Source organism: Aquicoccus sp. SU-CL01552 (genome assembly GCF_040365005.1).
Lineage (GTDB): Bacteria > Pseudomonadota > Alphaproteobacteria > Rhodobacterales > Rhodobacteraceae > Antarcticimicrobium.
In genome coordinates this window covers 56,081-71,324 of sequence record NZ_BAABWV010000014.1, presented here as the reverse complement: position 1 = coordinate 71,324, position 15,244 = coordinate 56,081, and the positions used below count along the sequence as shown (strand labels likewise).

15 protein-coding genes and 1 riboswitch are annotated in these 15,244 nt (G+C 66.7%); of the genes, 2 read left to right on the top strand and 13 right to left on the bottom strand.

Features of this window, described 5'->3' with window-relative positions:
- Nucleotides 1-101 precede the first annotated feature (101 nt).
- Nucleotides 102-1,649: an AMP-binding protein gene (locus ABWV23_RS15805; protein WP_353349474.1), complete on the top strand. Its 1,548-nt coding sequence runs from the start codon at nucleotides 102-104 to the stop codon at nucleotides 1,647-1,649.
- Between the two features lie 289 nt (nucleotides 1,650-1,938).
- Here ABWV23_RS15805 and ABWV23_RS15800 read toward each other — a convergent pair whose 3' ends face one another.
- From ABWV23_RS15800 to miaB, 13 genes are all read right to left on the bottom strand, one after another.
- Nucleotides 1,939-2,937 (bottom strand): aldo/keto reductase, encoded by a 999-nt coding sequence (locus tag ABWV23_RS15800; RefSeq protein WP_353349472.1) that lies wholly within the window; start codon nucleotides 2,935-2,937, stop codon nucleotides 1,939-1,941.
- A gap of 12 nt (nucleotides 2,938-2,949) precedes the next feature.
- Entirely contained in the window at nucleotides 2,950-3,573 is a 624-nt protein-coding gene (gene cmk, locus ABWV23_RS15795; RefSeq protein WP_353349470.1) for a (d)CMP kinase, read from the bottom strand.
- Nucleotides 3,570-4,088, bottom strand: a complete 519-nt coding sequence (locus ABWV23_RS15790; RefSeq protein ID WP_353349468.1) for a hypothetical protein — start codon at nucleotides 4,086-4,088, stop codon at nucleotides 3,570-3,572. Before ABWV23_RS15790 ends, cmk begins: the two co-directional genes overlap by 4 nt.
- The gene (gene aroA, locus ABWV23_RS15785) at nucleotides 4,085-5,437 is read right to left on the bottom strand and encodes a 3-phosphoshikimate 1-carboxyvinyltransferase (RefSeq protein ID WP_353349466.1); all 1,353 of its coding nucleotides are present in this window, start codon (nucleotides 5,435-5,437) and stop codon (nucleotides 4,085-4,087) included. Before aroA ends, ABWV23_RS15790 begins: the two co-directional genes overlap by 4 nt.
- A gap of 146 nt (nucleotides 5,438-5,583) precedes the next feature.
- Nucleotides 5,584-6,288: a tRNA (guanosine(46)-N7)-methyltransferase TrmB gene (gene trmB / locus ABWV23_RS15780; RefSeq protein ID WP_353349464.1), complete on the bottom strand. Its 705-nt coding sequence runs from the start codon at nucleotides 6,286-6,288 to the stop codon at nucleotides 5,584-5,586.
- Nucleotides 6,289-6,398: 110 nt separating this feature from the next.
- On the bottom strand, nucleotides 6,399-7,580 hold the full coding sequence (gene metK / locus ABWV23_RS15775) for a methionine adenosyltransferase (protein WP_353349462.1): 1,182 nt from the start codon (nucleotides 7,578-7,580) through the stop codon (nucleotides 6,399-6,401).
- Between the two features lie 5 nt (nucleotides 7,581-7,585).
- Nucleotides 7,586-7,635, bottom strand: a riboswitch (SAM-SAH riboswitch).
- 39 nt (nucleotides 7,636-7,674) lie between these two features.
- Nucleotides 7,675-9,186 (bottom strand): apolipoprotein N-acyltransferase, encoded by a 1,512-nt coding sequence (gene lnt / locus ABWV23_RS15770; protein WP_353349460.1) that lies wholly within the window; start codon nucleotides 9,184-9,186, stop codon nucleotides 7,675-7,677.
- 10 nt (nucleotides 9,187-9,196) lie between these two features.
- Nucleotides 9,197-10,090, bottom strand: a complete 894-nt coding sequence (locus ABWV23_RS15765; protein ID WP_353349458.1) for a hemolysin family protein — start codon at nucleotides 10,088-10,090, stop codon at nucleotides 9,197-9,199.
- A 21-nt stretch (nucleotides 10,091-10,111) separates the two neighbouring features.
- The gene (gene ybeY, locus ABWV23_RS15760; RefSeq protein ID WP_353349456.1) at nucleotides 10,112-10,624 is read right to left on the bottom strand and encodes an rRNA maturation RNase YbeY; all 513 of its coding nucleotides are present in this window, start codon (nucleotides 10,622-10,624) and stop codon (nucleotides 10,112-10,114) included.
- A 41-nt stretch (nucleotides 10,625-10,665) separates the two neighbouring features.
- Nucleotides 10,666-11,673 (bottom strand): PhoH family protein, encoded by a 1,008-nt coding sequence (locus ABWV23_RS15755; protein ID WP_353349454.1) that lies wholly within the window; start codon nucleotides 11,671-11,673, stop codon nucleotides 10,666-10,668.
- Between the two features lie 140 nt (nucleotides 11,674-11,813).
- A complete protein-coding gene (locus ABWV23_RS15750; protein WP_353349452.1) occupies nucleotides 11,814-12,110 on the bottom strand; it encodes a hypothetical protein in 297 nt (98 codons plus the stop codon).
- Nucleotides 12,111-12,121: 11 nt separating this feature from the next.
- Nucleotides 12,122-12,688 carry an OmpA family protein gene (locus tag ABWV23_RS15745; protein WP_502901663.1) on the bottom strand — a complete coding sequence of 189 codons (567 nt, stop codon included), beginning with the start codon at nucleotides 12,686-12,688 and terminating at the stop codon, nucleotides 12,122-12,124.
- Between the two features lie 231 nt (nucleotides 12,689-12,919).
- The gene (miaB, locus tag ABWV23_RS15740; RefSeq protein WP_353349450.1) at nucleotides 12,920-14,245 is read right to left on the bottom strand and encodes a tRNA (N6-isopentenyl adenosine(37)-C2)-methylthiotransferase MiaB; all 1,326 of its coding nucleotides are present in this window, start codon (nucleotides 14,243-14,245) and stop codon (nucleotides 12,920-12,922) included.
- Between the two features lie 125 nt (nucleotides 14,246-14,370).
- On the opposite strand from miaB, the gene ABWV23_RS15735 reads away from it, so the two are divergent.
- Nucleotides 14,371-15,240: a hypothetical protein gene (locus ABWV23_RS15735; protein WP_353349448.1), complete on the top strand. Its 870-nt coding sequence runs from the start codon at nucleotides 14,371-14,373 to the stop codon at nucleotides 15,238-15,240.
- The last annotated feature ends 4 nt before the right edge of the window (nucleotides 15,241-15,244 follow it).

Below are 15,244 nucleotides of genomic sequence, written 5' to 3'. Positions count from 1 at the left end.
CCCCCGCGCCGCAACGTCATCCGGCAGCGGCATGCCGACCGCCGGAAAACCGGTTGGCAAAGCCCCCGCCGGATGTAGAAATTCCCCCGGGAGGACTTCACATGACAATCATCAAGAGCCCGTTTTCGGACGTCGACATCACCACGCAATCGGTCACTGAACGGGTGTTCCGGGGAATCGACCCCGACCGCACCATCCTGGTCGACGGCTCCTCGGGGCGCGAGATGACCGGCGCGCAGTTCATCGGCGCTGTGAAATCGCTGGCCGGCGGGCTGACCGAACGCGGGTTTGCCGGGCAGGTGCTGGGTCTGATGGCGCCGAACATCCCCGAGTACTGCGTTGTATTCCACGGCACGGCCTGGGCGGGCGGCACCGTGACCACGATCAACCCGACCTATACCGCCCATGAGGTCAAGCACCAGCTGCTCGATTCCGATGCACGGATTCTCGTGGTGGTGGCCCCCTTCCTCGACACCGCGCGCGAGGCGGTCCAGGGTACCAACGTCCAGCACCTCGTCGTGATCGGCGAGGCCGAGGGGGTCATGCCGCTCTCCGACCTGATGGGCGCGCCGTTGGAGCAGCAGGCGCCGGTCGACACCGCCGAACACGTGGTCGCCCTGCCCTATTCCTCGGGCACCACCGGCCTGCCCAAGGGGGTCATGCTGACCCATCGCAACCTCGCCGTGAACATCGACCAGTCGCTGGAACCCGCAAACGTGCAGGCGGGCGAGATGACGGTGGCCTTCCTGCCGTTCTTTCACATCTACGGGCTCGAAGTGCTGATGAACATCTACCTGGCCGCCGGCGGCGGGCTGGTGACGATGCCGCGCTTTGACCTGGAACAGTTCCTGACGCTCTGCGCCCGGCACCGCACGCCACGGCTCTGGATCGTGCCGCCGGTGGCGCTGGCGCTGGCCAAGCATCCGCTGGTGGACAAATTCGACCTGTCCTTCATCGAGCAGATCAACTCCGCCGCCGCGCCGCTCGGCGCCGACGTGGCCGAGGCGATGGGCGCGCGGCTGGGCGCCACCGCGACGCAGGGCTATGGCATGACCGAACTCAGCCCGGTCAGCCACGTCTCGCCCCAGGGCAAGGGCAAGCCCGGCGCCTCGGGCGTGACCGTCTCCAACACCGAGAGCCGCATCGTCAACCCCGAGACCGGAGATGACATGCCGCTGGGCCAGGATGGCGAGCTTTGGGTGCGCGGCCCGCAGGTGATGAAGGGCTATCTCAACAACCCGGAGGCCACCGCCGAGACCATCGTCGGGGGCGGCTGGATGCGCACCGGCGACATCGGCCATTTCGACGAGGACGGCTATCTCTATGTCACCGACCGGCTCAAGGAGCTGATCAAGTACAAGGGCTTCCAGGTCGCCCCGGCCGAGCTGGAGGCCGAGATCCTCACCCACCACGAGATCGCAGACGTGGCGGTGATCGGCTTTCCCGACGACGAGGCGGGCGAGGTGCCGATGGCCTTCGTGGTGCCCACACCGGGCAGCAACCCGACGCTGGAAACCCTGCAGGGTTATCTCGAAGGGCGGCTGTCGCATTACAAGCAGGTACGCAAGATGGAGGTGGTCTCCGAGATCCCGAAATCCGCCGCCGGCAAGATCCTGCGCCGCATGCTGCGCGATCAGGTCGGGGCGTAAAGCCTCCCTGCCCTGTCACCCCCGCGAAAGCGGGGGCCTTTCTCTGACGCCTCCGGGAAGAGATCCCCGCCTGCGCGGGGATGACAGCGATTTGACCTCCGGGCGGTCCAAAGCAAGGGTTACGCCCAGCCGCCGCCCCCCCGCGCGTCGCGTCTTGCCATCACCTTGCCACAGCGCCCTGTCACCCCCGCGAAAGCGGGGGCCTTCTCTGACACTCTCGGAAGGAGATCCCCGCTTTCGCGGGGATGACAGGGTGCGCAATGACAAGCGCACCCTGAGCGCCCCGGGGTCAGCAGTACCGCTCGGGTCCGACCCACTGGCTGTCGTTATAGCGGTCGCCATGGGCCCAGCCCACCGGCAGCACCTGTTCGATCCGGTCCATGTCCGCCGCCGTCAGTTCCAGGTCGCAGCCCGCCACCAACTCGCGGAAATGCTCGACCGACCGGGTGCCCGGGATCGGGATCACGTGCTCACCCCGGTGCAGCAGCCAGGCAATCGCCACCGCCGCCGCCGGCGCGCCCATCTCGGCGGCCAGGGCCCGAAACCCGTCGCTGATCTCCAGGTTGGCGGTCAGGTTCGGCTCCATGAACCGCGGGTTGGCCTTGAGGAAACCCAGCTCCGGGATCACCTCCTTCGGCAACGGATGATCGGTCAGCAGCGACCGACCCACCGGCGAAAACGCCACCAACGCCGTGCCCAGCTCGGCACAGGCCTGCACCAGCCCCAGCTCCGGCGCGCGGGTGGACAGCGAATACTCCGACTGCACCGCCGCGATCGGATGCACCGCCGCCGCCCGTCGCAGGCTGCTCGGCGCGATCTCCGATATCCCGATGGCGCGTGCCTTGCCCTTCTTGACCAGCGCGGCAAGGTTCTCGGTGGCCGCCTCGATCGGCAGGTCCGCATCGCGGCGATGGATGTAGAACAGATCGACACAGTCGATCCCCATCCGCGCCAACGACTTGTCCAGCTCCGCCTCGAGATACGCCGCCGAATTGTCGTAATAGCGGTTGCCCTCGGCGTCCCGCGCGATCCCCGCCTTGGTGGCGATGTGAAAGCGATCCCGCGTGCCCGGCCGCGCCTTGAGGAAACTGCCGATGGTCTCTTCCGACTTGCCCATGCCATAGACGTTCGAGGTGTCCACATGGCTCACCCCCAACTCCAGCGCCGCATCCAGGATGGCATGGCTGCGCGCCTCGTCGGTGGGGCCGTAGAAATTGGAGAACGACATCGCCCCGATGCCGATGGCCGAGGTTGTCGCGCCGTTCCTGCCCATGGTCCGCTGTTTCATGATCCCTGCTCCTCAGTTTGCCTTGTATTTCGCCGCCACCGCGCGCACGGCCTCGGCGACAGCCTCGTCGATGCTCAGGTGTGAGGTATCGAGACGCAGCGCATCCTCGGCCGCGCGCAGCGGCGCGGTGGCGCGTTCGCTGTCGCGTTCGTCGCGGGCGATCACGTCGGCCAGCACCTCGTCCTCGGTGGTGTCGCTGCCCTTGTCCTTCAGTTCAAGGTACCGCCGGCGCGCCCGCACCTCGGCACTCGCCGTGACGAACAGCTTCACCTCTGCCTGCGGGCAGATCACCGTGCCGATATCGCGCCCGTCCAGCACCGCACCCCCGGCCCTGCGGGCAAAGGCGCGCTGGAAATCGACCAGCGCCGCGCGCACCTCGGGGATCACCGCGACCTTGCTGGCGGCCTGCGCCGCCTCGGCCCCGCGCAGCCGGGCCTCGTCCTCCAGGTCCGCGCGCGACAAGGCCTGCGCCGCCGCGACCGGATCGACCCCGTCCAGCATCTTCACCCCGACCGCGCGGTACAACAGCCCGGTATCCAGATGGCCAAAGCCGAAACGCTCTGCCACCGCGCGCGAGATCGTCCCCTTGCCCGAGGCCGCCGGCCCGTCGATGGCCACGGTAAACGGTTCGCTCATGTCTTTCTCCATTTTGTCCATGCCGCCCGGGCAAGCCCGGCGCAGACCGCCAGCATCACCACCGAGGTCAGCCCCGCCTTGGCCTGCGTGGCGTGGCTTGCCGCCGTGATCGCCGCCCCGGGCAGCATCCCGTCGTCACGCAACATGGCGCCCACGCGCGCGTTCTCCAGGTAATCCGCCGCCACGCCGCCCAGCGCCAGCAGGCTCAGCCCCCAACGCAGCCATAGCGGCCCGATCAGCGCCCGGACTGCACCGATCAGCACCACGGCCAGCAGCGCCGGATAGACGAGGTCCAGCGCATGCTGCGGCCCGAGATAGAGCGCGCGACCCTCGGCGCCCAGCGCCGCCAGAAAGGCCCGCGCCTCGGCCACGGAGTAGCCCATGGGACGCATATCGAACGGGGCCAACCCGGCAGCATCGCGGGAAATCGCCGGCAGGGTCCAGCCCACCATCGCGCCGTAGACCGCCAGTGCGGCGGCGAAGACCGCCCAATATGCGACCCGCGCCCGGCTCACGATCCGGTCCGCTCGACCCTTGCCCCCAGCGCCGCCATCAGCGGCTCGAACACCGGGAACGATGTGGCGATCGGCCCGCCGTCATCCACCGCGACCGGCTGTTGCGCCGCCATCCCCAGCACCAGGAAGGACATGGCGATCCGGTGGTCGAGATGGCTGGCACAGGTCGCCCCGCCGGGCACATTGCCCGCGCCCAGCCCGGTGACCTCCCACCAGTCCTCGCCCTCTTCGACGCTAACGCCGCAGGCGCGCAGCCCCGTCGCCATCGCCTCGATGCGATCCGATTCCTTGACCCGCAGCTCGCGCACCCCGGTCATCAGTGTCTTGCCACTGGCACAGGCCGCCACGACGGAAAGCACCGGATATTCGTCGATCATGCTCGCCGCGCGCTCGGGCGGCACGTGAATCCCCTTCATGTCCGGCGAATAGCGCGCGCGCAGGTCCGCCACCGGCTCGCCGCCCTCTTCGCGCTCGTTCTCATAGGTCAGATCCGCGCCCATCTCGCGCAGGGTGGTAAACAGGCCTGCCCGCGTCGGGTTCAACCCGATGCCCGGCACCAGCACGTCCGAGCCCGGAACGATCAGCGCGGCACAGACCGGAAAGGCGGCGCTCGACGGATCGCGCGGCACCGCGATCACCTGCGGTTTCAGCTCGGGCTGGCCAGTCAGGGTGATCACCCGGCTTTCGTCAGTCTGTTCACTCGTGACTTCGGCACCGAACCCGGCCAGCATCCGTTCGGTATGATCGCGGGTGGCCTCCTTTTCGATCACCACCGTCTGGCCCGGCGCATTGAGACCGGCCAGCAGCACCGCCGATTTCACCTGCGCCGAGGGCACCGGCACGGTATAGCGCACCGGCACCGGGTCGGTCGCGCCCTGGATCGTCATCGGCAGTCGCCCGCCCGCGCGCCCCACCGCCCGCGTTCCGAACAGCGCCAGCGGATCGGTCACCCGCGCCATCGGCCGCTTGGTCAAGCTGGCATCGCCGGTAAAGGTCGCGGTGATCGGGCAGGTCGCCATCGCCCCCATGATCAGCCGCACGCCGGTGCCCGAGTTGCCGCAGTCGATCACTTGGGTTGGCTCGGCAAACCCACCGACGCCGACGCCGTGGACATGCCATGTGCCGTCGTCATCCCGCGTCACCTCGGCGCCAAAGGCACGCATCGCCTTGGCGGTGTCCAGAACATCCTCGCCCTCGAGCAAGCCGGTGATCCGGGTCTCTCCCACCGCCATCGCACCCAGGATCAGCGCCCGGTGCGAGATCGACTTGTCGCCGGGCACCTCGGCCACACCGGACAGGGGGCCGGAGGCCGCGGTCTTCATCGGGATCGGGGTGCCATGTGCGGACATCTGGTCGGGTTCCTTGCTTGGTCTGGGCGTTGGGTACCCCATGAGGGCGCATCCGTCCATGACGTGTTTCGCCCCCGGTTCCGGCCGGAACCGACCGCAAAGCCGAACCGTACAATTCGGCCCCCAGAGTCCCCGATCCGCGGGTGTCAGATCCGGCGGAAGGTCAGGTAATGTGGCACCCGCCCCTCGCGCAGGGCCTTCTGTTCGTAGCGGGTCGAGATCCAGTCGTCCCAGGGCTCACGCCAATCCGCAGGACGCTCCGCCAACCACTCGAACCCGGCGCGTGGAACCTCTTCCAGCGTCTGGCGCACGTAATCGGGAATGTCGGTCGCCACGCGAAAGATCGCGCCCGGCTTCAACACCCGCGCCAGCGGTTCCAGGTGCTCTTGCGTGACGAAGCGGCGGCGGTGATGCCGTGCCTTGGGCCAGGGATCGGGATAGAGCAGAAAGGCCCGCGAAATGGAGTTGTCCGGCAGCACGTCCATCAGGTCGCGCGCGTCGCCGGGGTGCACGGCGAGGTTTTCCACCCCGGCGCGCCGGATCTTGCCCAGCAACATGGCGACCCCGTTGATATAGGGTTCGGCCCCGATGATCCCCACGTCGGGGTTCGCGGCGGCCTGGTGCACCATGTGCTCGCCGCCGCCGAAGCCGACTTCCAGCCAGACTGGCCGACCGCCGAACAGGGCGTCGAGATCGAGAGGACTGCGCATGGGGTTCTCGTCCCAGCCCACCGGGCCGGGCGACAACCGGGCCAGGTCCTCGTCCAGATAGGTCTTCTGGCTTTTCTTCAGGGTCTTGCCCTTGAGGCGGCCATAGAAATTGCGGTGAGGGCGTTCAGGGTGCTGCGTCATGGCGCGCGGTGTAGCGATTGGACGCGCGCGGGGCAAGCGGCCGCGCCGAGGACACAAGAAAACCCCCGCCCGGCATCCCGGACGGGGGCGAAAACCGGCTGCTGCTGGCCTCAGACCGCCTTTTTCAGCGCCTCGGCCAGATCGGTCTTTTCCCAGCTGAAGCCGCCGTCGGCATCGGGTTCGCGACCGAAATGGCCATAGGCCGCGGTGCGCTGGTAGATCGGCTTGTTCAACTGCAGATGCTCGCGGATGCCGCGCGGGGTCAGGTCCATCGCCCCGCCGACCGCCTTTTCGATCACCTCGTCGGGCAGTTCGCCGGTGCCGTGGGTGTCGATGTAGATCGACAGCGGCTTGCTCACTCCGATGGCATAGGACAGCTGCAGCGTACATTTCCGCGCCAGCCCTGCCGCGACCACGTTCTTGGCCAGGTAGCGCGCCGCGTAGGCCGCCGAGCGGTCCACCTTGGTCGGATCCTTGCCCGAGAACGCGCCACCGCCGTGGGGCGCCGCGCCGCCATAGGTGTCGACGATGATCTTGCGCCCGGTCAGCCCGGCGTCGCCGTCAGGCCCGCCGATCACGAAGGTGCCGGTCGGGTTGACCCACCATTCGGTGTCCGGCGTGATCCAGCCCTCGGGCAGCACTTCACGGATATAAGGCTCGACAATCTCACGGATGTCGTCGCTGGTCTGATCCTCGCTCGCGTGCTGGGTGGAGAGCACGATCGAGCTGATGCCGACCGGCTTGCCGTCCTCGTAGACCACCGAGAGTTGGCTTTTGGCATCGGGGCGCAGGCTGGGTTCTGCACCGGATTTGCGCACCTCGGCCAGGCGGCGCAGGATGGCGTGGGAATACTGGATCGGCGCCGGCATCAGCGCCTCGGTCTCGTCGGTGGCATAGCCGAACATGATGCCCTGGTCGCCGGCGCCCTCGTCCTTGTTGTCGGCGGCGTTGACGCCCTGGGCGATATGGGCCGACTGCTCGTGCAGGAAGTTCAGCACGTGGCAGGTGTTCCAGTGGAAATGTTCCTGCTCGTAGCCGATGTCCTTGATGCAATCGCGGGCGATCTGGCCGATCCGGCCCATGTAGTTCTTGAGCTGCTCCTGGTCGGACAGGCCGACCTCGCCGCCGATGACAACCATGCCCGTCGTCGCGAAGGTCTCGCAGGCGACACGCGCTTCGGGCTCCTCGGCGAGGAAGGCATCGAGAACAGCGTCGGAAATCCGGTCGCAGACCTTGTCGGGGTGGCCCTCCGAGACGGACTCGGAGGTGAAGATATAGTTCTTGCGGGACATGAAAGTGCTCCATTGGTGTTTTGCCTGCCACGCCAGGAAGCCGTTGTGACAGTCGTCAAACCCGGGTCCGCGCGATCCGCGGGCCGGTCAATCGCTATGTAGGCGATCTGCGGGGGCTTTGCACCAGCTTAAACGCGAAGGCGGCACATAGTAGCAGCAGCAACACAGGCCAGTCGCCTGAGCGTGCATAAAGCGTGGGCGGCAGCGGCGCCGGCAGCGTCACGTCGACATAGCCTGCCTGCCCCAGCGGGATGCTGTCGATCACCTCTCCACGCGGGCCGATCATCGCCGAGATGCCGGTATTGGCCGCCCGCGCCAGCGGCAGCCCCTGCTCGATCGCCCGCATCCGGGCCTGGGCGAGGTGCTGATAGGGGCCAGACCGGGTGCCGAACCAGGCGTCGTTGGTCACCTGCAGCAACAGGCTCGGGCGCTGCGGCGCGGCGTTCACGTCCTGCGGGAACACCGCCTCGTAGCAGATCAGCGGCAAGGCCGACCCAAGCGCGCCGAGATCCAGCAGCCGTGGGCCCGGACCGGCGCTGTAGCCCTGCCCCTCTTGCGCGGCAAACCCGTAGAGTCCGAACCGCGCCGCCAGATCGCCCAGCGGCACGTATTCGCCAAAGGGCACAAGGTGGTGCTTGTCGTAAATCCCGGCCACCTCGCCGGCACCGTCGAGCCGGATCAGCGAGTTGTAGACGCGCCAGCCATCGAAACGCTGGATGCCCAGCACCACCTCGGCGCCCCGTGCCGACTGCGCGATGCGCGCCAGCGTCGGGGCAGCGTCGTTTAGGGCGACCGGCACCGCGCTTTCGGGCCAGACGACCAGGTCCGGGCGCGGCTCGGCCGCAGTAAAGTCGATCTGCCGCTTGAAGAAGATCGGGATATGGGCCGGATCCCATTTCTGATGCTGCGGCGCGTTGGGCTGGACCAGCCGGACGGTCGCGCCGGTGGCGGTCACGGGCGGCCCGCCCGAGGCGGCGGCATAGGCGGCCACGGCAAGGACCGCGGCGGGCAGGCAGGACAGCACGAGGGTGCGTTTCCCCCGCCCCCGCGCCAGCGCCAGGCCCGGCGTCAGCGCGACCGCCAGGGTCGCCAACCCCAGGCCCTGCGGCCCGATCCAGGCCAGGAGTTGGGCGACCGGGGTATCGACCCAGACCTGCGCCGGCGCCGCCCAGGGAAACCCGGTCAACAGATAGGCGCGCCCGAACTCGGCCAGCGACAGGGTCACCGCCAGCGCCGCGGTGCGGCCCGCCGGACCCCGGGCGAAACGATGCGCGGCCCAGGCCGCCGCCCCCCAGAACAGCGCCAGCCCGCCCGCCAGAAAGACCAGCGCAAAGGGGGCCATCCAACCGTATCGCTCGGGCTCGACCAGGAAGGGTTCGACGATCCAGAACAGCCCGTGGGCGAACCAGCCGGTACCAAAGGCCCAGCCGGTCAGCGCCGCCGCGCGCGGGGTGGTACAGGCGATCAGCAGCGGCGGCAAAAGCACCAGCGCCAGCACCGTCGCGGGCCAGGCCCCGATTGGCGCCAGCCCCATGGCCCCGACCGCGCCGATCAGCGCGGCAATGGCCATGCGCCAGCGCAACCGCCACCGGGCCGCCCGCGTCATCGGCGGCCGGTCATTCGTCGGCATCCGGGACGTACACGCGCAGCCGCTTGATCCGGCGCGGGTCGGCGTCGATCACCTCGAACTCGGGGCCGTCGGGATGCACCACCACCTCGCCCCTTGTGGGTACCCGTCCCGACAGCATGAAGACCAGCCCGCCGAGCGTGTCGATATCTTCCTCGTCCACGGCGTCATGGCTGGTCAGCGACCGGCCGATCTCGGCCTCGAACTCGTCCAGCGGGGTGCGCGCCTGGGCGATGTAGCAGCCGGGCTTTTCCTTGACCCAGGGCTGGTCCTCGTCGGCGTCGTATTCATCCTCGATCTCGCCCACCACCTGTTCGATCAGGTCCTCGATGGTGACCAGCCCGTCAACGCCGCCATATTCGTCAATCACCAGCGCCATGTGACGCCGCTCGGTCTGCATCTTGGTCAGCAGCACGCCCAGCGGCATCGACGGCGGCACGAACAGCAGCGGACGCACCATCGCGGCAAGGTCGAACTCGGCCTCGTCGTCGCCGTTGAACCCGTGGGTCAGCGCGAGGTCCTTGAGGTGGACAAAGCCCAGCGGCGTGTCCAGCGTCCCGTCATAGACCGGAATCCGGGTCATCCCGCTTTCGCGGAAGACACCGACCAGCTCCTCCATCGTGATGGTGTTCGGAACCGCCACGATCTCGGCGGTGGGGATCGCCACGTCCTCGACCCGCAACCGCCGCAGGTTGATCATGCCGCGCGGGTGCACCGCCGCGACCGGCTGACCATTGCTTGCCTCCTGCAAAGGGGTTTCGGCCGGCGCAAGCGCCTCGAAAATACGACCGAGAAAGCCTGTTTTCTCGCCGGTGTCTGTGGTGTTGTTCTCTGAATGCGCGCGTTGCGCCGCGTTAGAACAATCGTCTGTGTCGTCGCCCATTGATCCTGTCCGAAAGGGGCCTCATGGCCCGTCTTGTTCCCTATATGGGTCATCAAGGCCCAAGATGCCAAGTATCTCGACCTCCAAACCCTCCATCAAAGTGGCATCCGGGTCACGGATGTGGTCATAGCCAAGCAGATGCAAAAGCCCGTGCACGATCAGATGCGTGCTGTGATCGGACAGGCTCTTGCCCTGGTCGCGGGCCTCTCTGGCGCAGGTGTCATAGGCGATGGCGATATCGCCCAGCGCGATTTCCCCGGTGAAATCCGGCTCCGGCAGCGCCGGTCGGGCGCCGGGGGTCGCGGCGGCAAGATCCTCGGCCGGCCAGCTCAGCACATTGGTCGGCTGCGGCTTGTCACGGAAATCGGCGTTGAGCGTGGCGATGCGGCCATCGTCGCAGGCCAGCACCGCGAGTTCGCAAATGTCGGGATCGAGGCCCAGGTGCCGCAGAGCTTCCGCCACCGCCCGCTCGGCAAGCGCGGCAAGGTTCACCGCCTCCCAGCGACTGTCTTCGACGGTCAGGTCCAATGTCATCGGCAGGTCACCTTGGCCAGAGGAGCGGCCCGGGGCCGCGGTCAGGTGTCGGCCTCATACGCTTCGATGATGGCCGCGACAAGCGGATGGCGCACCACGTCCTTGGAAGTGAAATAGTTGAAGCCGATGCCGGAGACCGATGAAAGCAACCGTTCCGCGTCGACCAGACCCGAGGGCATGCCGCGCGGCAGGTCGACCTGGCTGCGGTCGCCGGTGATCACCATGCGGCTGCCCTCGCCCAGGCGGGTCAGGAACATCTTCATCTGCATGGTAGTGGCGTTCTGCGCCTCGTCCAGCACCACGAAGGCATTGGACAGCGTGCGCCCGCGCATGAAGGCCAGCGGCGCGATCTCGATGCGCTTTTCCTCCATCAGCTTGGCCAGTTGCTTGCCCGGCAGGAAATCGTTCAGCGCGTCGTAGAGCGGCTGCATGTAGGGATCGACCTTTTCCTTCATGTCGCCGGGCAGGTAGCCAAGCTTTTCGCCCGCCTCGACCGCCGGGCGCGACAGGATGATCCGGTCGACATGGCCGCCGATGAACATCGACACCCCCACCGCCACTGCGAGATAGGTCTTGCCGGTGCCGGCCGGGCCGATACCGAAGGCGAGTTCGTTCTCGAACAGCGATTTGACATAGGCCTTTTGCGCGTCGGTGCGCGGTTCGACCAGCTTCTTGCGGGTCTTGATCTCGATCGGGCCGCCCTTGAACATCTCAAGCTGGGCGCCGTCATCGCCGCTGCCACCGCCCTCGGCCCCGCCCATCCGCAGTTCCCGGTCGACATCGCCGGCCTCCACGGTGCGGCCGCTTTCGAGTCGCTGATACAGCGCGTTCAGCACCGCGACCGCCTGCGCCTGTGCCGGCGCCTCGCCCATGATGGCCAACTGGTTTCCACGCCGCAGGATCTGCACCGAGAGCTTTCGCTCGATCTCGGCGAGGTTTCGGTCGTATTCGCCACACAGGTCGACCAGCAGGCGGTTGTCGGAAAATTCGATCAGCACCTCTTGCGGTGCGGTTTCGGCTTGCGGTGGGGTCAGGGCGCCAATGGCCAATCCGCTCTCCTTGTCTCAAACGGTAAGACAAGCCTGCCAAGATCGGCCGCACCGCGCAAGCGGAAGCACGCGGATTTCACCGGTTTGAAACAAAAAAGGCCGCCCCGGATGGGACGGCCGTGGAATTTGTCGGCGCCGGGTCAGATCGCGTCGACGACCTGGCTGCCCTTCTTGAACGGGCCGGTGGCCACGCCCGGCGGGGCCGCACCGGAACAGACCGGCTTGCCGTTCTTGTCCAGACGCTGGGACAGATAGCCCTCGACCCCGTCGTCGATGATCCAGTGGTCGCAGCCGTTGGGATCCACCCAGATGCCGGCCTTGAGCTGGCTCAGATCCTTGGTGTCGAAGATGTTGCGGTCCCGGGTCTTGTCGGTCGCTTCACAGGCCGCGAGCGTCCCGGCCGCAGCGAGCAGCGCGATAACCTTGACGAATTTCATTGGCTCTCTCCTCACTGCACGCAGATGATTTCGACGCGACGGTTCTGCGCCATGTTGGCCGCGCTGGTGTTGGGCACCCGCGGGTCACGTTCGCCATATCCGCGAACATCGACCACGTTGGCCCCCACGCTGCGGGCAACCCGGGCCACCGAGTTCGCGCGATTGCGCGACAGGCGCATGTTGTACGCGTCCGAGGCACGGCTGTCGGTATGGCCTGTGATGATGTAGCCGCGTGCCCCTGCGTTGGCGAAGAACTCACGCAGGCGCCGCTGCCCGGCGGCATTGATATAGTACTTGTCCGTGGCAAAGAACTGGTCCGCCGGCATCGTCCCGCACAGATTGCCCCGGCGACAGACCGGAGTTCCGTCTCGGCGCAGGTGCGGGGACATGTACCCTTCGGCCCCGTCATCCATGACCCAGTGTTCACAGCCGTCCGGATCGACCCAGATGGTCGGGACATACCGTTCCCCGATCACCGTCTTCGTCCGGGATTGCGCCTGCGCAAGCGTCGCGAACCCGAGCGCCAGCACGAGTGCCAGGACCAGCGTCGCCAGCACCCGATGCGCTGTTAAATCGATCACCTTTGATGTCGTCACTTTACTTCCCCCGCAAACCTAATCCCCCGGCTGACCGGGGAGGCGACTTTGATCTTAATTCCACAAGGTTAAGAAGTCGCGCGATAATTGTGAAGCAAAATCCACCACTTGTTGTCGCGCAATCGTCTACACTTTCGATTTCCGCAGCCGAATTGTCTGCAAAATCGCCCTCCATACGCCGATCCGTTCCCCGCGACCCGCGCGGGGCAAGGATCAGGTCAGGAGTTCGCCGGCCAGGGAATTGGGTCCCGAGGACACGATTCTGACGCGCGACAGGTCGCCGGGCGCCACCGCGTCCGTCTTGACATGCACCGCGTGCAGATAGTCGGACTTGCCGACCATCTGGCCCGGAAGGCGCCCCGATTTCTCGAACAGGACCTTAACGTCGCGGCCGACCATGGCATCCTGCAACGCGCGCTGCTGGCGGGTCAGAAGGGCCTGCAGCCGTTGCAGGCGGTCGTCCTTTTCGGCCTCGTCGACCTGTGCGCGTTCGGCCGCGGGGGTTCCGGGGCGGGTCGAATACTTGAACGAAAAGGCCGACCCGTATTGCACAGCCTCGACAAGGTCGAGGGTGGCCTGGAAATCCGCCTCGGTCTCCTCGGGGAAACCGACGATGAAATCACCCGACATGTGCAGGTCCGGGCGCGCGGCGCGCAGCCGCTCGATCAGCCGCAGGTAGTGCTCAGCGGTATGGCTGCGGTTCATCCGCTTGAGAATCCGGTCACTGCCCGACTGCACCGGCAGGTGCAGATAGGGCATCAGCTTGGGACAACTCGCATGGGCCTCGATCAGGTCGTCGCTCATGTCGTTGGGGTGCGAGGTGGTGAAACGGATGCGCTCCAGCCCGTCGACGTCGTTCAGCGCCCAGATCAACCGCGCCAGCGACCAGTCGGCGCCATCCGCACCGGGCCCGTGATAGGCGTTGACGTTCTGGCCCAGCAGAGTGATCTCGCGCACGCCGCGTTCGACCAGGTCGCGGGCCTCGGTCAGGATGCGCTCGGCCGGGCGCGAGACCTCGGCGCCGCGGGTGTAGGGCACCACGCAAAAGGCACAGAACTTGTCGCAGCCCTCCTGCACGGTCAGAAACGCGGTCGGGCCGCGCTTGGCCTTGGGCCGCGCTTTCAGCTTCTCGAACTTGTCCTCTTCGGGGAAATCGGTATCGAGCGCCTTTTCCCCCCTGCGTGCCTTCGCCTCCATCTCGGGCAGGCGATGATAGCTTTGCGGGCCGACCACCAGATCGACCAGCGGCTGGCGACGCATGATTTCCTCGCCCTCGGCCTGGGCGACACAGCCGGCGACGCCGATCTTGAGATCAGGATTGTTGGCCTTCAGCCCCCGGAACCGCCCCAGTTCCGAGTAAACCTTTTCGGCCGCCTTTTCCCGGATGTGGCAGGTATTGAGCAGGATCATGTCCGCGTCATCGGGCGAGGTGGTCTCGACATAGCCCTTCCCGCCCAGCGCCTCGGCCATGCGCTCGCTGTCATAGACGTTCATCTGGCAGCCATAGGTCTTGATGAAGAGTTTCTTGGGCGCGGTCATCGGATCTGCTTTCGCGGCTACGGTGTGAAACGCCGCACATAGGGCTTTGCCCGGCGGCTTGCAATGACCGCCCGAATACCCGACTCTGCGCAAAAACGCCAGCAAGGTCACGGGCAAGGCAAGGCATGAACCACGCATCTCTGGATGACTTTCTCAAACACGGTACGGCGACTCTGGCCAAGGGGCCGGTCGCGCTGATCTTCGTCGAGGACGCGGTCGAACTGGACAGCACCCTGCGCCACCACCTGCAATGCGGTTTCAAGGCCGTGGTGGCCCTGATGCCGCCCGCGTTCGAACTGGCCGACGACCTGGAAGACACGGTTCACCGGGTGGCGTTCGATTGCAGCCATCCGCAGGCGGTCTTCGACGCGGTCAACCGGGTGATCGAGGCGGCGCCGGGCGTCTGGCTGTACTATGGCTACAATGCGGAATACCTGTTCTTCCCGTTCTGCGAGACGCGCAGCATCGGTGAAATGCTGGCCTTTCACACCGAGGAACGGCGCGATGCCATGCTGACCTATGTCATCGACCTCTATGCCGACGACCTGGAGAACTGCCCCAGCGCTGTGTCACTCGAGCGGGCGCACCTCGATCGAGCGGGATACTACGCGCTGGCTCGCCCCGACCCCGGCAACCACAACCACCCGAAAGAACGACAGCTCGACTTCTTCGGCGGGCTGCGCTGGCGCTTTGAAGAGCACATCCCCGCGCCCAGCCGCAGGATCGACCGGATCGCCCTGTTCCGCGCCAAGCCCGGGCTGCGGTTGCGGTCGGACCACACCTTCAGCGACGAGGAATACAACACCTATGCCTGCCCCTGGCATCACAACCTGACGGCGGCGATCTGTTCGTTTCGCACCGCTAAGGCGCTGAAGGCGAACCCAGGATCGACTTTTGACATCGACACGTTCCGGTGGCGCAAGTCGGTCCCGTTCGAATGGCATTCCCGGCAACTTCTGGACCTTGGCCTGATGGAACCGGGGCAATGGTTCTGAGCCC